We start from the raw sequence: 25,136 nt of genomic DNA on the forward strand, positions 1-25,136 counted from the left end.
TCGATGGGCGACATGTCTGCATCCGATGACACGATCGGGATCGAAGCTGCTCTTGACGAGGCCGGGCGCCTGGAGCGCGGCGGCGACCATGCGAGTGCCGTAACAATCTACGAGCACCTGCATCGTTCGCTGCCCGAAGATCTCGAAATCACCTATCGACTGGGAACCGCCTTCCTGCGCACCGGCCGACTTGAAGAGGCGGTGCCCTTGTTGCGTCAGGTGGTGTTTCACAATCCCGGCCATCTGGCGGCGCGCACCAATCTCGGCAACGCCTTCCTGCTGATGGATCTGCTGGACAAGGCTGAGGAGCACTTCCAGGCAGTCCTCCAGAACGAGCCGGATAACCGCAATGCATTGTTCGGGCTGGCGAGTGCACTTATCCAGCAAGGCCGCAATCTGGAGGCGCTCGCCTATTGCGACCGTCTTATGATGCAGCTTCCGAACAATGCCGCGGCCCTGACACTTGCCGGCGAAGCAGCTTCCGACGATCCCCGGCTCAATATTGCGATCGCGAGATACCGCCAGGCCCTGAAAGCCGATCCGGATTACGTACCCGCGCTGCTGGGCCTTTCGCGCGCGCTCTATCGCAGGCGTCGCTTCGACGAAGCGCTTTCGCTGACCGAACGGGCCGCGCTCAGGCAGCCGCGGAACGCTGAAGCGCTTGCCCTGAAGGGCCAGATCCTGTCTGCACTGCAAGATTTTCAGGCTGCGATGCAGGTCTTGACGACTGCGATCGAGCTCGCACCCGACAATGCAGGCCTTCAAGTGGAGTTCAGCGTTGCCGCGCGACGCCAGGGCGAGCTTGGACCTGCGATAGAGAGCGCCTTCGCGGCCTGGAACCTGCAACCGACGAGCGTCGAAGCCGCAAAGGCTCTGGGCGCTGCTCTGTCGGCAGTTGGAAAGGCAGCGGCGGCGCGCGAGGTTCTCATGTCCGGAGGCGATCTTGGCTCGCTCGGCCACAGTACCCGGGAACTGCTAGAGCGGCTGCCCGGGGACATCCACGCGGTAGCGATCATCCCGACGCCGCCCGAGGCGGAACCGGACATACCCACGCAGTGCGACGATACGCCGGAAGCCCTCGAACGGGACGAGCAACCGCGCCTAACGCCGGATGATGACGATCTGCCGCTCTTTCGCGGTTTCTGAGCGCTTCAGGCAGTCCTGCGCCGCAGCGCGCCGACGAAGAAACCGTCCGTGTTTGTCCTGGCCGGGCTGAGAGTAGCAAAGCCATTCTCGTCGAAGCGCGGTTGCGGAGCGTCTGCGCCAAGAACGTCATCCCAGACGGGCTTCAGGGAAACCGCCTCGAAATCGGCATTGCGATCGAGAAAATCGGTCACTTGCCGACCGTTTTCGCCGGGAAGCAGGGAGCAGGTGACATAGACGAGCATGCCGCCGTCCCGCACGTAGCGCGCCGCGGCATCAAGCACGTCGCGTTGTTCCTGCCTGCGGCCGGCAATCGCATTCGAGGTAAGGCGCCACTTGGAATCCGGGCGCCTGCGCCACACGCCGGTTCCCGAACAGGGCGCGTCGGTAAAGACGAGATCCATGCGCCCTTCGAGATCGTCCAGCCCGCCGGTCTTCGGATCGCGCACCTGCACATTGCGCGCGCCCGCCCGCTTCAGCCGGTCGTAGATCGGCGCGAGCCGCAGACGGTCGGCATCATAGGCATAGACCTGTCCGCGATTGTCCATTTCGCCGGCCAGCGCGAGCGTCTTGCCGCCGCCGCCCGCGCAATAGTCCAGCACCTGTTGCCCCGGCTGAACACGTGCAAGCAGCGCGGCGATCTGGCTGCCCTCGTCCTGCAGTTCGAACCAGCCCTTCTGGAATCCCTCTTCCGCCTGCACATGCGGAGAGCGCCCGCCGCCGGTCGTTGGCGCAATCCGCACGCCAATCGGAGAAATCGGCGCAGCCTCGGCGTTAATATGGGAAAGCCGCTTCAACACCTTGTCCCGATCGGCCTTCAGACGATTGACGCGAAGATCGATCGGCGCCCGGCTGGCAAGCGCCTGTCCCTCGGCGATAGCATCGCCCCCGAAAGCCGCGCTGAATTCCTGCCAGAGCGCCTCAGGAACGTCCGCCCTGACCCAGTCCGGCGCACCCTCCAGGCTCGGCCCTGCCAGCCTTTGGCGTTCGTCATCCGTCAGCGGCTGCGGCGCATGGCGATCTTCCGCGAGAGCGGAATCCAGGGCATCCAGGCCGCGCTCCCAGTCGAGTACATATGTCGCCAGCACCAGCGCGCGCGCGCTTTCGTCGCCCATCTTCCAGGCGGAAGACAATTTGTGCCGCAGGGCATCGAAGACCAGATTGCCGATCGCCACCCGGTCGCCGGAGCCGGCGAAACGATGGCTGGCGCCCCAGTCCTTGAGGGCTTCCTGCACGGGACGGCGGCGGGTCTCGATATCGCTCAACACGTCGATTGCCGCGGCCAGGCGTCCGCCGTCCTTCATTCCTGCTACTCCGCTCTACGCAACGCGTACTTATCAGATGGACGAGGGGTAATTGGGCGATTCCCGCGTGATCGTCACGTCGTGAGCATGACTTTCCCGCAGTCCTGCACCGGAAATTCGCACAAAGCGCGCCTTCTCCTGCAGCTCGGGAATGGTCTTCGCTCCGACATAGCCCATGGCCGCGCGCAGGCCGCCGGCAAGCTGGTGCAGGACGCTGGCGAGCGGTCCCTTGTAGGGCACCTGCCCTTCGATGCCTTCCGGCACCAGCTTCAGCGTGTCGCGAACCTCGGCCTGGAAATAGCGGTCGGCGGAACCGCGCGCCATCGCGCCGACGGACCCCATGCCGCGATAGGATTTGTAGGAGCGGCCCTGATGCAGGTAGACCTCGCCCGGGCTCTCCTCCGTGCCGGCCAGCAGCGAGCCGACCATGGCGCAGGACGCGCCGGCGGCAAGCGACTTGGCAAGATCGCCCGAATATTTGATGCCGCCATCGGCAATCACGGGCACGTCCTGCTTGCGGGCTTCCTCGCAGGCTTCCAGGATTGCCGTCAGTTGCGGCACGCCGACGCCCGCGACGATACGCGTGGTGCAGATCGAGCCCGGTCCGATACCGACCTTGATTGCATCGGCACCCGCATCGATCAGCGCCGCCGCCCCGTCGCGCGTCGCGATATTGCCGGCAAGCACCTGCACCGAATTGGAATGCCGCTTCACCTTGCGCACCATTTCCAGCACGCGCTCGGAATGACCGTGGGCGGTATCGACGACCAGAAGATCCACGCCGGAATCGATCAGCCTTTCCGCGCGCTCGAAGCCCTCGCTGCCGACGCTCGTCGCCGCGGCGACGCGCAGCCGCCCCTGATCGTCCTTGGAAGCGTTGGGGTGAAGCTGTGCCTTCTCGATGTCCTTCACCGTGACGAGGCCGATGCAACGGCCGGCATCGTCCACCACAAGCAGTTTTTCGATGCGGTACTGGTGCAGCAGGCGCTTGGCTTCTTCCTGGCTTACCGTTTCGCGCACCGTGATGAGATTTTCCCTCGTCATCAGTTCGGCGACGCGCTGCGCCGGATCGGAGGCGAACCGGACATCGCGATTGGTCAGGATACCGATCAGTTTGCCGGTGTGATGACCGCCGCGCCCCGCATTCTCCACGACCGGAATGCCGGAAATGCCGTTATGCGCCATCAGGTCCAGCGCGTCCTGCAATGTCGCATCGGGGCCGATCACCAGCGGGTTCACCACCATGCCGGACTCGAATTTCTTCACCTGGCGAACCTGTTCGGCCTGCTGGTCGATGGAGAGGTTGCGGTGGATAACGCCCATGCCGCCGGCCTGAGCCATCGCGATCGCGAGCTTTGCCTCCGTCACCGTATCCATGGCGGAGGAAAGAATCGGCAGGTTCAGGGACAATTCCCGCGTCACCCGCGAGCGCAGGTCCGCCTCGCCCGGCAGCACTTCCGAGTGGCCGGGCAGCAGCAGCACGTCGTCGAAAGTCAGCGCTTCGCGGCCATTATGGGGTTCGTAGAAAGAAGGCATGGGCCAAATCCCCTTCATCAGATGTAAAGGCCGCCGCGCTCCGTGCCTTGATCATAGGTACGGATGAGAAGCGACTCGGGCGGTGCCGGAGAAGTTGGCGCGGGTCAATAACACGGGCGTGAACGAATGGAAAGCGTTCTGCTCGCATATCTGCGCACGAGCGTTCCTGCGGCAGGCATGAACGACAGGGCTGCTGCGTCCTAATTGCAGACCTGGCGGCTCTTTCATCTGATATAAGACCGACATTCCACTTCTGGTTCGCAGCGCTTCAGAGCTATATTTCGTGCAATCCCGCCAACGTCTGGTCGCGCTCGTCGTGGCCTGTGCCCTGTTCATGCAGACGCTCGATTCGACGATCATCGGCACCGCGCTGCCGGCGATCGGCGCGAGCTTCGCCGTGGATCCCGTACGCCTGCATATGGCGATGACCTCCTATCTCATCGCGCTGGCCGTTTTCATGCCGATGAGCGGATGGGTCGCGGACCGGTACGGCACGCGCAATGTCTTCCGGGTGGCGATCCTCATATTCGTCGGCGCCTCAATCGGCTGCGGGGCGGCGTCTTCGCTGGCCGAACTTGTGGCGATGCGGATCGTGCAGGGGTTCGGCGGCGCGCTGATGGTGCCGGTTGCGCGGCTGGCGCTGCTGCGTGCCGTGCCCAAGTCGGAACTCGTCCAGGCGATGACCTGGGTCACCGTCCCTGCGCTCGTCGGGCCGGTCGTCGGGCCGCCGCTTGGCGGCTTTCTCGTCACCTATGCCGCATGGCCGTGGATATTCTGGATCAACGTTCCTTTCGGCATTCTGGGCATCTGTCTCGCCACGGCCTATTTCGAAGACATTCGCGGCGAGCAGCGCGTTCCCTTCGATGGCCTTGGCTTCGTCTATTCGGGCCTTGCCATCGGCGGCATCCTATTCGGCTTCGAACTGATGCCCCTTCGCGACCTTGTCGGCCATGCCGGCCACGCATTGGCGGCTGCGGGCCTGATTGCCGTCCTTTTTGTCGGCGGCTTCGTGCGATCTCTTCAGTTCACCGCACTCAATTCCATCGCCTTTGCCGATCTCGACGAGCGGCAGATGAGCCGCGCCACGGGCTTCACCTCCATGGCGCAGCAACTATCGCTGTCGATCGGCGTCAGTATTGCCGCGCTCAGCCTATCCCTGAGTGCCGCGTTGCGGGGCGAGGCAGCGCCACAGCCGACCGACTACGCCGTCGCCTTCATCGTCGTGACCGTGCTGGTGTTGCTGTCGGCCGTGTCGTTCCTGAAACTGGAATCGGATGCGGGCGCGGCGGTGTCCCGGCATGCCACAACGGTGGGCGGCGCCGCGCGCACCCCGTCCGACCCGCGTACCTGAGCCGGTTTCAGTCTTCCGATTTGCCCCTGAACCCCTTGGCGAGCACATAGAGCTCGGGGCTTTCCTTGCGGCTCGCCGGCGGCTTGATATGGGATACGCTCTGGTATTCGCGCTTGAGCTGCGACAGCATCCCGCCTTCGGTTCCGCCCTGAAAGACCTTGGCCAGAAAACTGCCCCCGGGGGCCAGGTTGTCCCGGGCGAATTCCGCGGCGACTTCAAACAGATGGGTGGTGCGCAGATGGTCCGTCTTGCGGTGTCCCGTCGTCGGCGCCGCCATGTCGGACAGCACCAGATCCGGCCTGTGGCCGCCAAGCGCCTCGATCAGTTGATCGGGCGCATCGTCATCCAGGAAATCCTTCTGCAACAGGACGACGCCGGGCACCGGATCGAGTTCGAGGTAGTCGATGCCCACGACGAGCGGATCTTTATCCGTCGACCCGGTTTTCGCTGCAGCAATCTGGCACCAGCCGCCGGGCGCCGCGCCCAGGTCCACCACGCGTTGGCCGGGCTTCAGCAGTTTGTGGCGCTCGTCGATTTCGAGAAGCTTGTAGGCGGCGCGCGAACGGTAGCCGTCCAGTTTCGAACGGCGCACATAGGGATCGTTGATGTGGCGCTCGAGCCAGCGCGTGGAGGATTCCTTGCGCTTGCCCGCCGTCTTCACACGTTGATGCAGACCGCGATCGCCGCGGCCTCGCCCGCTATCGGCCATGGCCGTTCCTTCACAAGATAGGTATCGCCGGCGGCCTACCTGCCGCGAGGTCGATTGCGCCAGTTGCCGGGACCCGAGCGCCGCCAGACGCCATCGGACGCCATCAGCTCCATGAGAATGCCTTCGCGCAATCCTCGATCCGCAACCCTCAGCCGCTGGCAGGTCCAGCGCCGACGGATCGCCTCGAGAATGGCGCAGCCGGCAAGCACAAGGTCCGCCCGGTCCGCTCCGATGCAGGGGTTGTCGACGCGCTCCTCATAAGGCATCGCGCGCAATCGGTCTATCATTGCCGAAACATCTTCGTGTTCCAGCCAGGCGCCGTCCACGCGGCGCCGGTCGTAGCGCTTCAGGCCGAAGTGGACACCGGCCAGGGTTGTCACGGTGCCGGAAGTGCCGAGCATGTGCACCCGGCCGCCGCAAATCGCCTGCGTCAACTGCTCGCCGAGCGCGAAAGCCTGCAGGTGCTCTGCCGCATCGGCCACCATCGCCTCGAAGGCATCCCGCGTCACATGGCGTCCACCGTGCCGCTCCGCAAGGCTGACGACGCCGACGGGCAGTGAAATCCAGGCACGGATGAATTTGGTAAGCTGATAGCCTCTGGCTCCGCAACGGTTGCGGAGATCCAGCCAGACGATCTCCGATGACCCTCCGCCGATATCGAACAGAACGACGCCGTCGGCTTCCGGATCGACCAGCGAAGCGCAGCCGGCGACGGCAAGGCGGGCCTCGGTCTCCCGCGACACGATCTCCAGCGAAAGACCCGTTTCCTCCCGCACGCGATCGATGAAATCCGGCCCGTTCTCGGCCGCGCGGCAAGCCTCCGTGGCGATCAGCCGGAAGCGGTCCACGCCGCGCTGTACAAGCTTGTCGCGGCAACAATTCAGCGCATCGACAGCGCGGTCCATGGCATCATCGGCCAGCTTGCTGGAGCGGCCCAACCCCTCTCCAAGCCGCACGATCTTTGAAAAGGCATCGACCACGCGAAAGCCGCGTTGCTCGGGACGCGCGACCAGCAAACGGCAATTGTTGGTCCCCAGATCAAGCGCTGCGTAAAGCGGCCCGCGCTTGTCGCAATCCGCTTCGGCTCTCGAATGCGGACGATCCGCCCGGTCGCGGTGCACATACGGCGCCGGTGGCGTTGACCGCGCGTCCGCCTGCTGTCTCGCGCCTGCCGGATCCGGCGCGCGATCGAAGCCGTTTGCATGCCGGCCGGGTCTCTTGGCCTGCATCTCGCAGGCGTTGACGGGGAGTGCCTTGGGGAACTTGGAGGAAAGCAAGTCGGAGTCGACTTCGGACGCAGGGGCAAACTGCACCGCCCTGCGTTCGGCCCGATTGGGCCGCCGACGCTTCTTGCCGCGTCGTGGCTGAATGGCGTCCGGACGCAACTCGGCGGTCGACTGGCATGGGGCACGGTCGGGAGAATCCGCCAATTTCGGCCTCGTCTCGCCCTCCGGCTTCCGCCGTTTGCGGGAGCCGCGGCGAATACGCCCCTGACCAGTTGCCCCCTTCTCCGCCGCGCCGGGCATCGTCCGGGAATCGCCCGGTCCGAATTCACCCAAATCGCTCACATCAAACCCTCGGCGCCGCAAAAAGGAGCGCCTTTGAAATGCTTCGTTGTTGAAAGTGTAGCAGTTTGTCGGGATTGCGCAAATAATCTGGCATGCCACTTTCGTGGGCGTTCGCCCTGTTTTCCCTCGTTCGATGGTCGAGGTCGATCCGGATCAGTCTCATCGAAGCGGTGGAAAAATCTCCGGGCCAGTGTTGCAATTGCCGTCGAACATTCGGTATAACGCACTCGTCGGCGACGCGGACGGTCATTTTCCCGCGCGGCGGCGTGCACTTTCCAGATGGCCTCGCGCGCTGGAAACCCTGCTGGGGAATAGGTTAACGGTAGACCCGCGGACTCTGACTCCGTTAGTCCTGGTTCGAATCCAGGTTCCCCAGCCAACTCTTCCTTTAAATCTGCCGACGCTTGAACAAGCGCTGCTCAACACTTTGTCCTTGGGCTTAGTGGGTTGGCGTGTCGTTGGCCGTGGAACCAAATCGTCATTCATTTCCTTTAAGCGGACCATCACCGATCGTCGCGGAAATGCGGTTCGCGAGCGCTCTGCGGAACTCTTCGATTTTATCGAGCCTCCACGTGATGTGATTGTACTGACGGATATCGAAATGTACCTTGTCGATCACATCCTGGCGGCAGGTGAATATGACGGGAATGTTGAGACCATGCGCAAAACCGGCCTCATAATAGACGCCGCCGCGCATCCCGGCTTCTCCATGCGTAAAGTCGGCCACCAGAAACCGTGAGCGACGGATTTCTGCAACAATCTCGTCATCGATCTTGTTGTTGTGATCCTTTTTGTCGATCCGAACCGGCTGATAACCAGCGTCCAAAATAGCCTTGGCGATCCCCCTCTCGTAGACTTCGCTCACCGAGTCGTCGAACCACATGGCGATGAAGGCCTGTTTCGAATCTATGGCTTTTGTTTCGAGTTCTGCTAAATGGATATAACCATCTGCCAAAATCGTAATTATGCGATCTAAATAATCTCCACTTTCTTCTATTGCCGCATCCTGATCAAAATCAATTAACCCGCGACTGTCATATACACTCGGCAATTCTTGAATTATAAATTCTCTCTTGAGTAATATTTCCAGAAGGAATTCGACTTCTTTTTCATTATTGCTTTCTGATACTGCGAAAAATCTCCAAAAATCGACTGGTTTCTTGATCCGCATTTCATCACCGATGAACCGACTGAGCGTGCCGAGAAATCCCAACAGTCGGTCCGCGCGTTCAAGGATGGGTAGCGGTTGTCTACGCTTGACCTCTTCAATCGTGGTGCTCATAACTTCCGGGCATTCGACTCCCAGGCGGCGCTGATCGATAAGCCATGTAGTCAGCCGCGCTTTCACCGCATCATCGATGTACGATATTAGCTCAACTGCCGTCCCGCTGATGAAATACGCTCCACCAGCGCGTGCCGAATTCACTTCCTTACCATCACGGCTTGAAGGCGAAATACTGGCCGGGGTTCCCCAGATCGGACACGTGCAATCGGTTGTCATGAAGCTTGCCTCTTAATATTCAGCATGCCGCAAACTGTTTGAACGCAGCTTGAGCAAGGGGCCGGAAAATGGTCCCTGCAACAACGCAAGCGAAAATCATCCCTCCACCCAATCCTCGAAGCGCAGCCCCTCAACACGCGCGAATTCGCGCGTGTTGTTCGTCACCAGCACACATTCGGCGGCCAGCGCATGACCCGCAATCATGGTGTCATTGCCGCCGATGGGTGTTCCCATCGCCGTCAAGGCCTGTTTGATCCGTGTAGCGTGTTCCGCAGCGGCGGCGCCCCATGGCAGGATGGCTGAGAGGCGAGCGACGAAAGCTTCGACCAGCCGCGCGTGACGGGGCGAGGCATTGCGACCGACTGTACCCAGCAGCATTTCGTAATAGGTGATGACCGAGATGACGATCTGATGCTGACTTTCCGCAGCTACCTGCAAACGCTCGAGTACGGAGGCCGGGCGCTCGCGCATGATGAACGAGCATATGTTGGTATCGAGCATGTAGACGACAGGCATTATTTCTTTTCCTGTCGCGTTCGCAGCGCTTCTCGCCTGTTGGTCTCTCCATCATCGTCCAGCGAGAACCGCCCTTCTTCGATGACGTCCGGCCGCTCAACGAGGAAATCCGTGTCGCTCGGCGGTTCTTCCATAAACGAACGCCAGTCCGGCCGGACCGGACGCAACACGATCGTATCGCCCTGCCGTTCGATGGTGAGTTCGGTCACCCCCTGGAACTCGAAGTCCTTGGGCAGGCGTATCGCCTGATTGCGGTTGTTGCGAAAGATCGACACTTTTCGCGCGGTGTCCGGGCGGGTCATTAGACGCCTCCATGGTGTAAAGATCATGATAGCATATGCCATGCATATGTATATTCATATCTTCACGCCGTACCGCACGTGAGTGCCCCACGTCGACGCAGACACAGGCCGCGGCCAAGGCCGCCTGCCTCACCCCGGGTCGCGCCGGGCAAAAGGAATTGGTCTTCCAATTGTATCTGAAAAGCTTGCTGAATTTGCTCGCCCCCTCGGGGCGCTAGTGGTTCGATTCCGACATTTGCCTCCCTAGGCCGCATTCGCCCGAGCAAATGTCGGAATCAAAAGAACCACTAGTAAGTATATGATTCTAATAAGGCTTTTGAATTTGACATTTGAGCGCGAGCCTCGCTGCAACCGGGACTCAAATGTCAAATTCGCTCCGCTAGAGCATATCCCGCCAAATCTGAATCGGATTTGGCGATAAGGATATGCTCAAAGCATTGATCCTGGAGCGATTTCTTGATCCACGAAAGCGATCCCGCTTTCGTGGAAAGCGCACTAGACGCCAGTCTGATCACCTTGGTTGCCGTCCAGGACCTGATAGCTCAGCTCTCGACGTCGATATAGCGCTTGCCGATAAAGCCGGTCTGGCCGGAATGGGTCGCCTCGCACCACCAGCGGTCGCAGTTGCCTAGGGTCACTGTCGTCTTCGCCGGAAGGATCTTCAACACCTTGGCATCGTTGCTTTTTCCCTCGCGCAGGTTCACGGAGATCGTCACCTGACCGGTCTTCGTCTCATCGCTCGCTGACTGGACCTTCTCGGGCTCGGCAACCTGCTCCTCGACAACGGGGGCGGCGGGAGGAGCCTGTTCGGTCACCGGCTGCGGTTCGGCTACCGGCGCCGGTTCGGCCGCCGTTGTCGCCGGCTCTGCAGTCGGCGCAGGATCGGACGACGCGATTTCGACATCGGAAGTTCGATCGACGGTCTGAACTGTCGTGCCCGTGGCTGTCGCGTTCCGTTTCGTCGCATCGACGATCGCCCGCTGCGCGGCGGCTGAGTCGGCTTCTGTGACGGGAGCCTTGTCCCCGGCCGATACATAGCCGAGCACCGGGCTGACATCCGGCTTTATGGCAATGGTCTTTACCGGCTTCGTGTGATGGACGATGCCAAGGTCGGTCCCGGCGATATTGGCGGGTTCCTCGGCGGTATCGGCCACCGGTTGCCGCTGGACGTGGGCCTGGAGATCGATACCGAGATCGGAGTCGGCACTGGCGGTCGCAAAGCGATCGTCAAAGGCCTCCGACGGTAAAACATCGACTGCCGCTTCCGGCGTCGCGGTTTCGGTTGCCTGGTGCTGCGCGGAGGCCGCCTGGCCCGGAGCCGCAGTCTCGGCAGGATCGGGGATGGAAACCGTCAGCGTGGTTGCCAATCCGGCGCCGGTCGCAAGGAGGATCGCAGCGGCCGACACCAACGCCACCCGGCGGCGGTAGAAATGCGCGAAAAGGCCCCGCTGCGCTTTTTCCGCCGCGGCTTCGGTCGGTTCCAGAAATTGGTCGTCACCGTCGTGCTCATCCGGCCGATGCTCTGCGACGGCCTTTTCAGCCAATTGCCTGTAGGCATCGCCTTGCGCCGGGGGTTCGATGCTCTTGAGGATGGTGCAATCGTTGATCACCCGGAGCGAATGATACTCCAACTCCTCGGGGGCGGATTGCTTTGGATACGCGAGCATGGGAACCCTCCGCGCCACTTCGGGCGCAATTACCAGACATCATCAAGCTTAAAGCCCCCATCGACTTGTAGATTAACCAAGAATATGGCGCGGATGCGCCGAGAATCGGGTCATCTTCAGAAGATTGCGTCATTTTTTATGGCGACAACCTTCGCTTCACCCGCCCTAACTCTTCCGGGGCACCCAATAGATGGCGATAGCATTCCTGAGCTGCGCTTTCGGGTGACGCGCCGCCTCCTGCCATCGAATGGCGCTGACGCGAGGCGACACCTATAATAAACGGGCCCAATAAGCTGAAACACTTACAAAAAACGGCGCCGCAGTTACAATTTTTGAACTTCCTTTAAGGAAATATTGTCCCGTCGTCGCATACAAATCGTAAGAATGCTGCTTGCGGGGCATGTAATGAAGTACTGCGTCAAACAGATCACTACGGCAACCCGGCTCCTGGCAGGGCTTTTCCTGGTCTTCGCATTTCTCGGCCCGGCGACCGCGGAAGGCGAGCGCTGGGAGATCCGGAAAGCATCCGGGCAAGTCTATCTCGTGTCGCCGGAAGTTCCCGCATTCCGCGCCAGGGCGGGAATGTATCTGGAGCCGGGCTTCACCATCGCGACGAGGCAGAACGGGCGGGCGCTGATCGCCAGGGGTGAAAGCAGTATCCTCGTCGGTCCCGACACGGCATTCGCCTTGTCCGCCTACCAGTCCTCGGATAGGGCCACGACGCTGCTGCAGCGCAGCGGGCGGATCGAGATCGAGGTCGAGAAGCGCACCGTGCCGCATTTCAAGGTCGAAACGCCTTACCTTGCGGCGGTGGTGAAGGGCACGCGGTTCACCGTCACCGTCGGCAAGGATGCAGCGGCGGTCGATGTCAGCCGCGGCCTGGTAGAGGTCAGCGATTTCGCCTCGGGTGACACGGCCGACGTCAAGGCCGGGCAAAAGGCATCCAGCAAGCCGGGATTGAACCCAGGCCTGTCGGTGTCCGGCATCGGCACGGTCGAGCGCGTCCGCAAGGCCCCCCCGCAGGCCCCCTCCTTCCTGTCCGGCAAGGTTTCGCCGGCGGCAGCCGCCGCTGCCAGTTCCGCTGCTGGCAGGAGCGCCGGTGGCCTCGCCAGCGCGGGCGGCACGGGCCAAGGTGGCACCCATGGAAATGCGGGCGGAAAGTCTGCCGAGGCCGGAAACAACAGCTCCGGCGGAAATGGCGGCAAGGGTGGCGGCTCGGAAAGCGCCAGCGGCAAAGGCGGCGGCAACGGCGGCGGCAACGGCGGCGGGCACGGCCGCAATTGAACCGGGAACGGATGCTGCGCCCTCTCCTCCTCCTCACCGCCCTGATACTGGCGGCGGCCGGCCTCGATCGGATCGGAGCGCTTCATCCGCTGGAGCGATACCTGAGCGAATTGCGCTTCGAGGCAGGCCGGCGAGCCCCCTCCGGCGAGATCGTCTTTGTCGAAATAGACGCTCAAAGCCTGAAGGCCATCGGTCAGTGGCCCTGGCCGCGATCCGTCCACGCCGATCTGGTGGACCGGCTGAACGAGCTGGCGGTTGGCGAAATTGCCTTCGACATCGATTTCAGCGCGCATAGCGATGCCGGTGCGGACCGGCGCTTCGCCGCCAGCCTGCAACGTTCCGAAAGCACCGTGGTGCTGGCGGCCTTTCGACAGCCCGCGACGAGCGGGGCGAACAGCGGCTTCGTGCTGAACCGGCCGCTCAACATGTTCCTGAACTCGGCCTGGATGGCCGATGTCTCATTCGCGCTGGAGCGCGACGACAGGGTTTGGCGGGGCGGATTCGGGCACGACCACGGCAGCAGGAACATTCCGTCGATGGCGGCCTTTCTCGCCGGCGGCAGTCGGCCGCTTGGCGCGGACTTCATGATCGACTTCGGCATCGATGCGGATCGGATCGAACGGGTATCGGCGATCGACGTTCTTGAGGGACGCGCGGACGCGGCAAAGCTGAAGGCCAGGACGGTCCTGATCGGCGCGAGCGCGCAGGAGCTGCGCGACCTGTTTCACGTCCCGGCGCATGGCGTCGTTCCGGGGGGCATCCTGCAAATCCTGGCCGCTGAATCGATCGCGCAGGACCGGATGCTCCGCCGCACGGGCGCCGCGCCGCAACTCGCCGCGTTGGCACTCGTTGCCCTGGTGTTGCTGGCGGCGGCTCGATCGCCGCTCTGGATACGCCTTTCGGCGCTGTGCAGCCTGGCGGCGGCAGGAGAGCTGACGGCTTTTCTGGTGCAGCAGAGCCACCCGGTCATTGTCGCCACGCCGCTGTGGCTGACCGGCCTTGGCTTGTTCGCCCTCTTTCTCGCGGTCGAGGAATTCGGCCTCAAGCGCCTTCTGCTGCTCGTCGCGCAGCTGCGGACGAGAAACGCCGAGACGATCCTTGGCCGCGTCATCGGCGACAGTTTCGCCGGCATCCTGATCGTCGACCGCGACGAAACGATCATGCAGGCAAGCCGGAGTGCAGCCGGCATTCTGTCCCTCGACGCCGACATGCGCCTGCAGGGACGCTCGATCCGCGAGATCCTGCCGCCCGTGATGTGTAGAGACACCTTGCGGGCCCTGTCGTCGCGCAATACCGAGAGCCGGACGGGCGAATGCGAGCTGGCGGTTCCGGGACAGAGCGAGCGGATCCTCGACTACGTCGTGACCGCGTCCCGTCTCTCCGAATTGTCCGAGCGGCAAAGAGAGGAAAGGCAGATCGCCTGCGTCACCTTCAAGGACGTGACGCGGCAGCGGCAGGCGGAAAGCAGGCTGCGCTACCTGGCGCGCTTCGATCCCGTCACGGGCGCCTTGACCCGCAACGCCCTTCTTCAGGACATGGAGAAAGGAGAATGCCCGCAAGAGGGCGACCGGCATGTCGCCCTTTTCGTGGTCGACCTCGACCGTTTCGAGGAGATCGGGGCAACGCTCGGCCACCAGCATGCCGACCAGCTTCTGGAAGCCGTCGCCGGGCGACTGACGGAAATCGCCGGTCCCGGAAACGTCGCCCATCTTGGCGGCGGGCGTTTCGCGTTCCATCGGACGGACGATATCGAGACGGATGCGACTTCGCGAATTGCCGAAACGGCGATCCGCCGCCTGAACGAGACCTTTGACATCGACGGCAATCACCTTCTTGTCGGCGTCAATATCGGGACGACCATTGCCATATCGGACGCGCCCGATCCAGCCGGTCTGCTGCGCCAGGCAGAAACGGCGCTCGCGCACGCAAAGAGCTCCGGCGTCAATCGCTGGCAATGCTTCCGCTCCGGCATGGAGCTTGAGCCGATCCGCCGGCGCATGCTTGAGCTCGAACTTCGCCGGGCGGTCCGTGGCAGGGACCTGTATCTGCTCTATCAACCGCAGGTTTCGATCCTGTCCGGCGAGGTCATCGGCGTCGAGGCCTTGTTGCGCTGGCAGCACCCGCATCTTGGCGCGATTTCACCCTGCGAATTCATTCCGATAGCCGAAGCCTGCGGCCTGATAGAGGAAATAGGCCGCTGGACGATCCGGCAGGCCTGCAAGGACGCAGCCGGATGGGAGCGGCCGATCAGGCTTGCCGTCAATGTCTCGCCGAAGCAGTTCGCGGATCCCGGCCTCGTGCCGACGGTCGGGAGGGCGCTGGAGACGAGCGGTCTTGCCCCGTCCCTCCTCGATCTGGAAGTGACGGAATCGCTCTTCCTGCATGACTGCGCCGATCTCGATCTCACCATCGGCAAGTTGCACGATCTCGGCGTCGGCCTGGCGCTCGACGATTTCGGGACGGGTTACGCATCGCTTGGCTACATCTCGCGGATGCCGCTGACGAAGATCAAGATCGACAAATCCTTTATCGATCCTCTTGCCGATGAGGTGAAGGCGCAGGCGATCGTGCGTGCGATCTCCACGCTGGCACGCGAGCTTGGACTGACAATCATTGCCGAGGGGATCGAAACGGCGGCGCAGGTCGCCCCGCTGCGTGAGGCGGGCATCGAGATCGTTCAGGGATTCTATTTCCACCGGCCGCTTCCGGCGGCAGAGATCGCGGCATTGCTTGCAACCGGGAACAACGTCGTCCGGCGCATCCCGGCATAGCTATTCCGATGTCCCCTGCCAGGCCCGCCCTGGCCGCCGGTGCCGGCCCCTGCGAATAGTTCAATGCTGCTATGCACAATACGCTCTTTAATTCAGCGCATGAATAAATACATTGGGGACAACAAACGGCGATAAATCAATGCGCCGACACGATTTCCGCGCTCACGTTGCAGCGCAAAAGGAGAGCATCATGTTCGACACGATCCGTCAGAAGTACCGCACCTGGAAGACCTACCAGAACACGGTTTCCGAGCTTTCGCGCCTTTCCAACCGCGAACTCAACGATCTCGGCATCGGCCGCGGCGATATCCGCTTCGTCGCCCGTCAGTCGGTTCGCTAAGCAGAAAACGCTTGGCAAAATTGCCGATATGCTAAGCAGATCCCCGTAAGTGCGAAGCCTGAATAGTCTTCACGCCGAATCAGGGCTAAATATTCATACAAGTTTTCTTAACGTTCATCAGGCAATACTCCTCCCGTTGCTTGGTAACGTTCCCGGAAGGGCATCCTCCTCCCAGCCCTGACCGGACAATGCGACGCCCGCCGGACCTCCTCCCCCGGCGGGCGTTCGCGTTTTCGGCCGCCTTATATTCATGACAATTGTCAATGCAGGGCCTTTCGTTACGGCATTAGGCTCGTCCGGGAACAGCTTCCTGCTTTCCTTTCGGCCATGGAGGTGCATCGATGCCTTTTGCGCAACCGACATTCAGGTCCGCCTTTCTGAGCGTCCTGATACTGACCCTGCCCGGCATTGCCGCGACAAAGGCGGCGGCCGAAATCGATCCGGAAGCCGACCGGATCCTGCAGGCGATGTGCACCTACCTGTCGGGGCTGAAATCCTTCTCCTTCCAGACCGATTCTTCGATCGAAGCGGTGCTGCAGACGGGGCAGAAGATCCAGCTTGCCGCCTCCGGTTCCGGCATATTCGACCGGGAACAGGGCTTTCGCTTTCAAAGGAAAGGCGAAGCCGCCGACCTGGAAATGATCTTCGACGGCCTCAAGCTCACGCTCTTCTCGCCGGGCCTCAATCGCTACAAGACGGTCGAGGTCGAAAGCGGCGGCAATGACGCTGCGCTGGACGAGGTGCGCGCCTCGTTCGGCGTCGAGGCAGTGAGCGGCGCCGACCTGCTCTATTCCAACCCTTGCGACGGGTTGAAGTTCGATGTCACGGACGGCGCCTATTTCGGCGAAGCCTGGATCGGCGGCCGCAAGGCGCATCACCTGGGATACCGCGCGGCGGAAGTCGACTGGCAGCTATGGATCAATGCGGAAGGCGATCCGATGCCGCTGAAATACGTCATTACCAGCAAATGGGTGACGGCCGCACCCCAGTTCACCATGCAACTGCGGGACTGGGACGCGACGGCCACCGTCAGCCGTGGCGACCTGGCCTTTTCTCCACCCGATGGGGCAAGCGAACTGGAGCCCGCCGATATTGCCGCACTTTCGGCCGAGGGAAAGGAGTAGCGCGATGCCTCGCAAGACCATGTTCCGAAAGGCGGCGGTGGCGTCGCTCTCGCTGCTCGCCTTCGCCGCAATGCTCGGCGCCGATACGGATTTCCTGTATCGCAACGGCGTACCAAGCCCCGTGAGCCAGGCCGAAGCCCGCGTCGGCCGCCCGCTGACGCCCAACAGCTATGCCGGAGTGGCGCGCCGGACAACGCGGCGCGTCGTTCGCCGCTCGGCGATCTACGTGGCGACGCTGCCGGCCGGCTGCGCCAAGGTGGTCATCAACGGCACCAGCTATTTCGAATGCCACGGAACCTATTACGAGCCGTATCAGGGCCGCTACGTGGTGGTTTACGTCAACTGATATCGAAGCGTTCGGCGGGAATGTGCCGGAATGGCAGGCGGGAAACGTCGGCCATGGCCGGCCCCGGCGTGTCGCATTGCCGGACTTCGTCGAAAAGCCCGCCGAAGGCGGCCATGAAGTGGTTCTTCGCCTTGGCAAGCAGCAGCGGCACGGCTTCGATATCGATGCCGTGCAGGGCGAAATAATTGCGGTCGTTCGGCGACTGGCAGCCTTCCGTGACGATTGTGCGGAGCCTTCCGGCCTGAAGAAGCGCCGTGCGGCCGAGATTGACGCGCATGCCCTGCTCCATCGGCCCGGCATTGCGGAAGTGGCCGTCCGTCAGGCGCAACACCGTCGCCCCGCAGGATACCGGCTCGCCGAACCGGCGGTCGAGGCGTCCGCCCAGCGAAATCTCCAGCGATGCGCCCTCGCCCGCCGCATGTGCCTTCGCCGCAAGCCCGGGATCGCAGAAGAAGGCGAAGACGGAGCCTTCAGGCAGATCGGTTGCCATCGCCGCCGCGAAAAGCCCCGGAGTATCGCCAAGGCCGCCGGACATCGGATTGTCGGAGGGTTCCAGGATCGCCACCCGCCGCCCGTTCGCCCATGGCCTGGACGCCAGCACGGCCTCGGCCGAAGCGAGGTCGGGAATGAAGGCCCGCCGCCGCTCGAACAGCGCAGCGGCAACGGTATCGGCAAGGCGATTGCCCGCCGCCTCGTCCTCGCAGGTGACGACGACGCCGGAATTGGCGGCCGGGACATCGGCATAGGCGAAGCTGGCGAAGGGATAGGCGGCAAGGATGCGGCCATCGCCCATTGCGGTCTGCGCGCCGACGGCGATATCTTCCACCTCGCCCATCGGCCCCGACCCGTCCGTGCGCATGTTGAAACTCGGCAGGATGCGGTCGATAGCGCGGACGACGACCTGGGTACGCAGCCCTTCCGCGACGATGCGCGCCAGCATGTCGAGCGCGTCGTTTGCCGCCTGCGCCATGTCGACATGCGGATAGGTACGGTAGACGGTCGCAGCGTCGAGATGCGCGGCGATGTCCGGCGTCAGGCAGGCGTGCATGTCGAAGGAGGCCGAAATCGGCAGGTCGGGAAAGCGCCGGCGGAGCGCTTTCAGCAGGCTTTCCTCCGGCGCAAGGTCGGCGGTGCCGATCGAGGCGCCGTGCAGGGAAAGGTAAAGTCCGTCGATGCCGTCCAGCGCCCGGTCGCCCGCGACTTCGGCCGTGAAGGCATCGAGCAGCGCCTGGTCGACCGGGCCGGCAGGTGCCGCCGAGGCGCAGCGCGAAAAGACGAGTTCCACATCCGGCCTGCTGCGCTGCCAGGCAAGCGCGCCGCCGATCTCCGTCGCCGTGCCGTCAAAGAGCGGTACCGCGTCTTCGCCGCGTACCCATTCGCGCGCCTTGAATTGCGCCATGCGCGTGATTGCCGGCGAGAAGGCATTCGCCTCGTGCCAGAGCCGCGCGATACCGATCCGCATCCGTCACCTGGAATCCGTGTTTGACAGGCATCCAAACTCCGCCGGCGGCAAGCCGTGTGTCAAGACGACAGCAGCCTGGCGACATAGGCATCGGCGGCCACATAGCCCTTCTGGAACAGAACCTTGACGAGGCCCGGCGTCGGCTGCTGGGACAGCATGTCCGCTTCCGTATCGAGGGTCGCGTCGATCTCGTCCAGGCGTTCCGACAGGCGGGGCACGGCAAGCGCGAGCCGCTGCAGCTCCTCCTCCAGCGGCCGGGCGAACAGGGTATTGCGGATATAAGCCTCGATCGCCTTCTCGTCACGCGGCACCTCCGCGGCGCCGCTGCGCATCAGACGCACGAGCAAAACCCGCTCGCTGTCGTTGAACAGCGGAAACAGTGCCGGGTTCGCCGCAAGACCGCCATCCCAGTAGGCGTCGCCATCGATATGCACCGTGGGATGGAGGCCGGGGATGCAGGCTGAAGCGAGCAGGACGTCGAGCGTCAGTTCGGCGTTGGCGAACAGGCGCGGCTTGCCGCTCAGCACATGCGTCGCGCTGACGATCAGGCGCGGCGCGTCCGGGTGGGCCAGCGCGGCGAGGTCCACATGCCGCGACAGGATCGGCTGCAGCGGGTTGTTGCCGAGCTGGCCCGGGATGAGGCGTGTGGAGCGGGAAAAGGCCTTGCGGACCGTCTCGACATGGCCGGCGATGACGAGCGGCGCCAGCAGGATGCGGGATATGGACGCGGCTTCGGCGACATCGCGCCAAAAGGCCTCCAGCGCATGGCGGGCCGCCGACCTGCCGCCGTTCATCAGCCCGGATACGAAGACGGCGGCATTGAGCGCGCCGGCCGATGCTCCGCTGATTGCCGGAAAGGTAAGCCTTGCTTCGTCGGAAATGCGGTCGAGAACGCCCCAGGTGAAGGCGCCGAGCGCGCCGCCTCCTTGCAGTGCGAGGTTCAACCGCTGGCCTGCCGCCCCGGCGTCAGGCAGGTTCTCTTGCTCTCGCGTCGACAATGAGCGGGCTCCCGTCAGTTTTACAGGTCCGAACCCTGGGACCCAAACCTGAGCGACGGGGGCAGTATCGCATTCCGTTGTGCAATGCACAACGGAATGCTGATTTCACGTTTCGGCCGGAGCCTTTCAGGCCGCCTTCGCGGACTGACCGGTGGCGACCTGACGGCCGAGGCCGCCATGGAGGTCGAGCATGCGCTCGAACCACGCATGCACCGGGGTGCCTTCCTCCAGGATCGCCATGTCGCTGACGACGCGCGGCCACTGCAGGGCGGCGAAGAGGATGTAGTCGCTGTAGAGCGGGCTTTCGCCGCCGACGAAGGGCTGGCTAGCCAGCGTCAGTTCCAGCGGCTTCAGCGCCTTTGCGAGATCGGCGACGCGTGCCTCGCGGCCGGCCTGCACGTCCTCGAGGCTGCGGCCGAAGCGCTTCTCGCGGCTTTCGCGGAAATAGGCCTGGTCTGCCGGCGCGAGCACGTCATGCACGTCCTTGACGACCAGCGAGGCAAGGATCGGCATCAGCGCGCCTGCAACGAAGCTTTCGATAAAGCGGCAGGCCGCGCGGCCGCCCTCGCCGCCATACAGGCTCGGACGGTCGGCATAGGCCTCTTCCAGGTAGTTGGCGATCGCCACGCTGTCGCAGATGATGCGGCCGTTGTCGGACAGGATCGGCACGGTCTTGCCGGCATCCGGAGCGATATCCTTGATCTTCGTGAAGGGCGTCGGGCGAATCTCGACATCCACGCCCTTGTGCGCGAGGGCATAGATCGTGCGCCAGCAATAGGGGCTGAAACGCTGCTCGGGATTGGCGCCGCAAAGATCATATAGGACAGGCTTCACGTCTGGTCTCCGCATGTGTGTTGGGCATGTGTGGTGAGTTCCGGGCACCATAGACGGCAGATTCCGGTCGCTGAACAGGCAGTTCATGCTCAAGCGTTCTGAACATCGCGTGATAGCGTTCAGATACCCGCGCGGTCGGATAGACTGGCTGCATTTCGCACTGAGTCCCGCACAACACGACGACCGGGATACGAGGGGGATTTCGATGACGGACGCCAATGCCGAAGCCCTGCTTGAAGGCCTGCTGCGCTGGGTGAAGATCGAAACCCATACGCCCGCCGCCGCCAATCTCGACAGGCTGATGGGTATGGTCGCCGGCGAGGCTTCGGGCTTCGGCGCCGGCATCAGGCGCTTTCCCGGCCGCGACGGGCGCGGCGGCCACCTGCTGGTGACCTCGCCATGGGGCGGCAACAGCGCGCCCTATATCCTCGTCATGAGCCATCTCGACACGGTGCATCCGCTCGGCACGATCGAGAAGGCCCTGCCCGTGCGCCGCGACGGCGACAAGGTCTACGGTCCGGGCATCTTCGACATGAAGGCCAGCGCCTTTATCGCGCTTGCGGCCATGCGCGAACTGGCGGAAGCCCGCGCCACGCCGCCGCTGCCGGTCTGGCACCTGTTCACTTCCGACGAGGAAGTCGGCAGCCAGACCTCCCGGGACCTCATCGAGGATCTGGCGGCGAATGCGAAATACTGCCTCGTGACAGAGCCAACCCGCGACAGGAACGAGGTGGTGACGGCCCGCAAGGGCGTCGGCCGTTTCACGATCTCCGTCGAAGGCCGGCCGTCGCATTCCGGCGTACGCCACGAGGAAGGTCGCAGCGCGATCCGGGAACTCGCACATCAGATCCTGCAGCTTGAAGCCATGACAGACTACGAGCGCGGCATCACCGTCAATGTGGGCGAGATCACGGGCGGCAGCGGCATCAATGTCGTGCCGCAATTCGCCTCCGCCGAAGTCGACCTGCGCGTGCCGACACCGGCATTGGCGGAGGAAATGCTCACCCGGATCGGCGGCCTGCAGGCGGTAACGCCGGACGTGCGCGTGACCGTCACGGGCGGCATGAACCGTCCGCCCTTCGACCAGAGCGAGGGGTCGCGGGCGCTATTCGAGCATGTGAGGTCCATCGGCGCCGAACTCGGGCTCGAACTGCGCGGAATTCATACGGGCGGCGGATCGGACGCGAATTTCGTCGCCGACCGGGTGCCGGTGATCGACGGACTGGGCGCGCTGGGCAATGGCGCGCATACGCTAGACGAGCATATCCTCGTCAGTTCGCTCGTGCCGCGCATGACGCTGATGCGCCGCCTCTATGAAACCCTTGCCTGAAGTCCCTGCCGCAACCGATTGACAAGACTCGACCATGGTTGGGCGGAAACCGTCCCGCCCGGCCATGGTCGCGTGACCTCAGACCAGCGCGAAAAGCCGGCTGATGCCGCCTGTGGCACCCTTCACCTTCGGCGCGCCGACGACGATCGTCGCACCCGTGGCCGGCACGGAATCCAGGTTGGCAACGCATTCCATGCCCCAGCGGCCCGAGGGTAGCCAGGCGTAATGGGCGGCAAAATCCTTGGAGGCGCCGAAATCGAGGGACAGCGTGTCGACCGCCATGCCGACGACGCCCTTTTCCATCATGTACATGGTGGCGTCGAGGTGGAAGCCCGGGAAATGCATGCCGCCATCGGCATCGACATTGCGGAACTTGTCGGTCGTCACGAAATCCGCCCAGCCGGAATTCATGGCGACGCAGCCGCCCGAGGGCAGGTCGCCATTCGCGCTTTCCCAGGCCTTCAGGTCGTCCGCGGTGAGTTGGTAGTCCGGATCGGAAGCCGCCTTCTCCTTGACGTCGACCACGGCGAGCGGCACGACCAGCTGGCCGAGATCGATGGACGCCGCGTCCGCCCCGTCCTTCGAGAAATGGATCGGCGCGTCGAGATGGGTGCCGGTATGCTCGACCAGCGTCCATGTGTTCATGTTGAAGCCGTCCTTGTCGAAGGAGAAATTCGTCTCGATCGAAAGCTGCGGCTTGCCGAAGAAGGTCGGGAATTCGGGCCCGAGCGCGTGGGTGAGATCGACGACCTTGGAAAAGCTCGCCCCCTGCGCCAGCGCCGGCCGGGGTGGCGGAAAGGCGGTAAAGACGGCCGCGCCCGCACCGACGGCCCCCAGACCCTTGAAGAACCCGCGCCGCGACAGGCGCCGCATCACCACATCCTGACATCCCGGTACGCACATGGCTCGCCTCCTGCAGTCATGAACCGCTGGAAGCTTACGTTGCGTTCCCTGGTCGGGCAATCAAATCAACGATCTGCCTCGGCCGCCTCTTGCATCCCGGCGCCTCGCCTGCCATTGATCCGCGCCATGCTGCAGATCACCGACCTCACCTATCGCATCGCCGGACGCACGCTGATCGACCACGCCAGCGTCACCATGCCGTCAGGCTCGAAGACCGGCCTCGTGGGCCGGAACGGCGCCGGGAAATCGACGCTGTTCCGCCTGATCACCGGCGAAGCGGCGCCCGAGAGCGGCGAGATCCTGATGCCGAAGAACATCCGCATCGGGCAGGTGGCGCAGGAAGCGCCGGGCACGGAGGTGAGTCTGATCGACACGGTGCTGGCGGCGGATACCGAGCGCACGGCATTGCTGGCGGAAGCGGAGACGGCGCAGGATCCGCACCGGATCGCCGAGATCCATACCCGGCTCGCCGATATCGGCGCCCATACGGCGGAAGCGCGTGCGGCGACCATCCTTTCCGGTCTCGGCTTCGACGCGGAAGCGCAGCAGCGGCCCTGCTCCGCCTTTTCGGGCGGCTGGCGCATGCGCGTGGCGCTGGCCGCGGTGCTGTTTTCCGAGCCGGACCTGCTGCTCCTCGACGAGCCGACCAACTATCTCGACCTCGAAGGCACGCTGTGGCTGGAGAACTACGTGGCGCGCTATCCGCATCAGGTGGTGCTGATCAGCCATGACCGCGACCTCCTCAACAAGGCGGTGGATTCGATCGTCCATCTCGACCGGGGCAAGCTCGCCTTCTATCGCGGCGGCTATGACAGTTTCGACCGGCAGCGGCGCGAAGCGCTGATCCTGCAGGGCAAGATGAAGGAAAAGCAGGACGCGCAGCGAAAGCACCTGCAGGCCTTCGTCGACCGCTTCCGCGCCAAGGCGACCAAGGCGCGCCAGGCGCAATCGCGCCTGAAGATGCTGGAGAAGATGGAACCGATCGCCGCCGTGATCGAGGATCACGTCCATCCGATCACCTTCCCGGACCCGGCCGGCCGCCTGGCGCCGCCCATCCTGAAGCTGGAGAATGTATCGGTCGGCTATGACGGTCCGCCGATCCTGAGCCGCCTCAACCTCAATATCGACACCGACGACCGCATCGCGCTGCTGGGCGCGAACGGCAACGGCAAATCGACCTTCGCCAAGCTGATCTCGGGCCGGCTGGCGGCAAGCGCCGGCACCATCGTCAAGGCGCCGAAGCTGGAAATCGCCTTCTTCGCCCAGCACCAGCTCGACGAGCTGCGCCCGGCGGAAAGCGCGGTCGCCCATGTGCGCCGCCTGATCCCGGACGCGGGAGAAGCCAAAGTGCGCGCTAGGGTCGCCCAGTTCGGCCTGCCGACGGACCGGATGGACACGCCCGCCAAGGACCTTTCGGGCGGCGAGAAGGCGCGCCTGCTGCTGGGCCTTGCCACCTTCCACGGCGCCAATCTGCTGATCCTCGACGAACCGACCAACCACCTGGATATCGACAGCCGCGAAGCGCTGGTGCATGCCCTGAACGCCTTCCAGGGCGCGGTGATCCTGATCTCGCACGACCGCCATCTGGTCGAGGCCAGCGCCGACCGGCTGTGGCTGGTCGGCGAGGGCGGCGTGAAGCCCTATGACGGCGACATGGAAGACTATCGCCGGCTGATCCTGTCGCGCGACGAAAGATCGAAGGGCAACGGCAAGGCCACCGAGGAGGAAAGGCAGAGCGCACAGGACCGGCGCCGCGAGGCGGCCGAACGCCGCGCGCAACTCGCCCCCCTGCGCAAGGAGATCACCGCCTGCGAAAAGGAGATGGAGAAACTCCAGGCGCAGATCGGGAAGCTGGAGGCGGAACTCGGCGACGCCGACCTCTATGCCCGCGACCCGGCCAGGGCAACAAAACTTGCCAAGGACCGCGCTGACGCGCAGAAAAAGCTTGCTACAACCGAAGAGCGGTGGCTGGAACTTTCCACCGAATACGAAATGGCGGGCGCCGCCTGAATGCTTGAATACCGCTGATGATTTTATATTTATTTGATATTCGAAATATTTTTTTCAGAATAGAGACTCGGAATACTTATTTACTCGTGGATTTTAGCGAATTTTGACTCAATCACGCCGCATTTCCTTTCCACCAA

At 63.3% G+C, this 25,136-nt stretch carries 21 protein-coding genes and 1 tRNA gene; 10 read left to right on the forward strand and 12 right to left on the reverse strand.

All coding sequences use genetic code 11. From position 1 onward, the window contains the following. The first annotated feature begins 12 nt into the window (after nt 1-12). Entirely contained in the window at nt 13-1,146 is a 1,134-nt protein-coding gene (locus tag H2509_RS06820) for a tetratricopeptide repeat protein (protein WP_182163578.1), read from the forward strand. Nucleotides 1,147-1,151: 5 nt separating this feature from the next. Here H2509_RS06820 and H2509_RS06825 read toward each other — a convergent pair whose 3' ends face one another. Both H2509_RS06825 and guaB read right to left on the reverse strand, forming a co-directional pair. Beyond that, nucleotides 1,152-2,447, reverse strand: coding sequence for an RsmB/NOP family class I SAM-dependent RNA methyltransferase (locus tag H2509_RS06825; RefSeq protein ID WP_182163580.1), 1,296 nt, complete (start codon nt 2,445-2,447; stop codon nt 1,152-1,154). Between the two features lie 33 nt (nt 2,448-2,480). Next, on the reverse strand, nt 2,481-3,983 hold the full coding sequence (gene guaB, locus H2509_RS06830; protein ID WP_182163582.1) for an IMP dehydrogenase: 1,503 nt from the start codon (nt 3,981-3,983) through the stop codon (nt 2,481-2,483). Nucleotides 3,984-4,266: 283 nt separating this feature from the next. On the opposite strand from guaB, the gene H2509_RS06835 reads away from it, so the two are divergent. Continuing rightward, on the forward strand, nt 4,267-5,334 hold the full coding sequence (locus tag H2509_RS06835) for an MFS transporter (protein WP_328805003.1): 1,068 nt from the start codon (nt 4,267-4,269) through the stop codon (nt 5,332-5,334). A 7-nt stretch (nt 5,335-5,341) separates the two neighbouring features. Here H2509_RS06835 and H2509_RS06840 read toward each other — a convergent pair whose 3' ends face one another. Both H2509_RS06840 and H2509_RS06845 read right to left on the reverse strand, forming a co-directional pair. Next, nucleotides 5,342-6,043, reverse strand: coding sequence for an RlmE family RNA methyltransferase (locus H2509_RS06840; protein ID WP_182163584.1), 702 nt, complete (start codon nt 6,041-6,043; stop codon nt 5,342-5,344). 35 nt (nt 6,044-6,078) lie between these two features. Then, nucleotides 6,079-7,569, reverse strand: coding sequence for a Ppx/GppA phosphatase family protein (locus tag H2509_RS06845; protein ID WP_209001856.1), 1,491 nt, complete (start codon nt 7,567-7,569; stop codon nt 6,079-6,081). Nucleotides 7,570-7,916: 347 nt separating this feature from the next. On the opposite strand from H2509_RS06845, the gene H2509_RS06850 reads away from it, so the two are divergent. Beyond that, nucleotides 7,917-7,990 (forward strand) — tRNA-Gln (locus H2509_RS06850). Between the two features lie 99 nt (nt 7,991-8,089). On the opposite strand, the gene H2509_RS06855 is transcribed toward H2509_RS06850, so the two are convergent. The 4 genes from H2509_RS06855 to H2509_RS06870 all read right to left on the reverse strand — a co-directional run bounded on the left by H2509_RS06855 (nt 8,090) and on the right by H2509_RS06870 (nt 11,597). Further along, nucleotides 8,090-9,112: a hypothetical protein gene (locus H2509_RS06855; protein ID WP_182163586.1), complete on the reverse strand. Its 1,023-nt coding sequence runs from the start codon at nt 9,110-9,112 to the stop codon at nt 8,090-8,092. A 96-nt stretch (nt 9,113-9,208) separates the two neighbouring features. Next, on the reverse strand, nt 9,209-9,628 hold the full coding sequence (locus tag H2509_RS06860; protein WP_182163588.1) for a type II toxin-antitoxin system VapC family toxin: 420 nt from the start codon (nt 9,626-9,628) through the stop codon (nt 9,209-9,211). Beyond that, nucleotides 9,628-9,930: a type II toxin-antitoxin system VapB family antitoxin gene (gene vapB / locus H2509_RS06865; RefSeq protein WP_182163590.1), complete on the reverse strand. Its 303-nt coding sequence runs from the start codon at nt 9,928-9,930 to the stop codon at nt 9,628-9,630. The genes H2509_RS06860 and vapB overlap by 1 nt, the downstream gene beginning before the upstream one ends. 542 nt (nt 9,931-10,472) lie before the next feature. Continuing rightward, the gene (locus H2509_RS06870) at nt 10,473-11,597 is read right to left on the reverse strand and encodes an SH3 domain-containing protein (RefSeq protein WP_182163592.1); all 1,125 of its coding nucleotides are present in this window, start codon (nt 11,595-11,597) and stop codon (nt 10,473-10,475) included. A 405-nt stretch (nt 11,598-12,002) separates the two neighbouring features. On the opposite strand from H2509_RS06870, the gene H2509_RS06875 reads away from it, so the two are divergent. The 5 genes from H2509_RS06875 to H2509_RS06895 all read left to right on the forward strand — a co-directional run bounded on the left by H2509_RS06875 (nt 12,003) and on the right by H2509_RS06895 (nt 17,462). Continuing rightward, nucleotides 12,003-12,881: a FecR family protein gene (locus H2509_RS06875; protein WP_182163594.1), complete on the forward strand. Its 879-nt coding sequence runs from the start codon at nt 12,003-12,005 to the stop codon at nt 12,879-12,881. Between the two features lie 11 nt (nt 12,882-12,892). Next, nucleotides 12,893-15,652 carry an EAL domain-containing protein gene (locus H2509_RS06880; RefSeq protein WP_182163596.1) on the forward strand — a complete coding sequence of 920 codons (2,760 nt, stop codon included), beginning with the start codon at nt 12,893-12,895 and terminating at the stop codon, nt 15,650-15,652. Between the two features lie 190 nt (nt 15,653-15,842). Further along, nucleotides 15,843-15,992 (forward strand): DUF1127 domain-containing protein, encoded by a 150-nt coding sequence (locus H2509_RS06885; protein ID WP_182163598.1) that lies wholly within the window; start codon nt 15,843-15,845, stop codon nt 15,990-15,992. Nucleotides 15,993-16,333: 341 nt separating this feature from the next. Next, nucleotides 16,334-17,116 carry a DUF2092 domain-containing protein gene (locus H2509_RS06890; protein WP_182163600.1) on the forward strand — a complete coding sequence of 261 codons (783 nt, stop codon included), beginning with the start codon at nt 16,334-16,336 and terminating at the stop codon, nt 17,114-17,116. A gap of 70 nt (nt 17,117-17,186) precedes the next feature. Continuing rightward, nucleotides 17,187-17,462 carry a DUF6515 family protein gene (locus H2509_RS06895; RefSeq protein WP_235974770.1) on the forward strand — a complete coding sequence of 92 codons (276 nt, stop codon included), beginning with the start codon at nt 17,187-17,189 and terminating at the stop codon, nt 17,460-17,462. Here H2509_RS06895 and H2509_RS06900 read toward each other — a convergent pair. The 3 genes from H2509_RS06900 to H2509_RS06910 all read right to left on the reverse strand — a co-directional run bounded on the left by H2509_RS06900 (nt 17,455) and on the right by H2509_RS06910 (nt 20,756). Then, a complete protein-coding gene (locus tag H2509_RS06900; protein WP_182163604.1) occupies nt 17,455-18,924 on the reverse strand; it encodes a M81 family metallopeptidase in 1,470 nt (489 codons plus the stop codon). The two genes, H2509_RS06895 and H2509_RS06900, sit on opposite strands and share 8 nt — an antisense overlap. A gap of 59 nt (nt 18,925-18,983) precedes the next feature. Next, nucleotides 18,984-19,922: a patatin-like phospholipase family protein gene (locus tag H2509_RS06905; protein WP_182163606.1), complete on the reverse strand. Its 939-nt coding sequence runs from the start codon at nt 19,920-19,922 to the stop codon at nt 18,984-18,986. Between the two features lie 126 nt (nt 19,923-20,048). Then, nucleotides 20,049-20,756, reverse strand: a complete 708-nt coding sequence (locus H2509_RS06910) for a glutathione S-transferase family protein (protein WP_182163608.1) — start codon at nt 20,754-20,756, stop codon at nt 20,049-20,051. Between the two features lie 205 nt (nt 20,757-20,961). On the opposite strand from H2509_RS06910, the gene H2509_RS06915 reads away from it, so the two are divergent. Next, nucleotides 20,962-22,086 carry a M20 family metallopeptidase gene (locus tag H2509_RS06915; RefSeq protein ID WP_182163610.1) on the forward strand — a complete coding sequence of 375 codons (1,125 nt, stop codon included), beginning with the start codon at nt 20,962-20,964 and terminating at the stop codon, nt 22,084-22,086. A 78-nt stretch (nt 22,087-22,164) separates the two neighbouring features. Here H2509_RS06915 and H2509_RS06920 read toward each other — a convergent pair whose 3' ends face one another. Then, nucleotides 22,165-22,989 (reverse strand): cyclase family protein, encoded by an 825-nt coding sequence (locus H2509_RS06920; protein ID WP_182163612.1) that lies wholly within the window; start codon nt 22,987-22,989, stop codon nt 22,165-22,167. 126 nt (nt 22,990-23,115) lie between these two features. Between H2509_RS06920 and H2509_RS06925 the strand changes: the two genes are divergently transcribed. Further along, the gene (locus tag H2509_RS06925; RefSeq protein WP_182163614.1) at nt 23,116-24,999 is read left to right on the forward strand and encodes an ABC-F family ATP-binding cassette domain-containing protein; all 1,884 of its coding nucleotides are present in this window, start codon (nt 23,116-23,118) and stop codon (nt 24,997-24,999) included. The last annotated feature ends 137 nt before the right edge of the window (nt 25,000-25,136 follow it).

Source organism: Stappia albiluteola (genome assembly GCF_014050225.1).
Taxonomy (GTDB): domain Bacteria; phylum Pseudomonadota; class Alphaproteobacteria; order Rhizobiales; family Stappiaceae; genus Hongsoonwoonella; species Hongsoonwoonella albiluteola.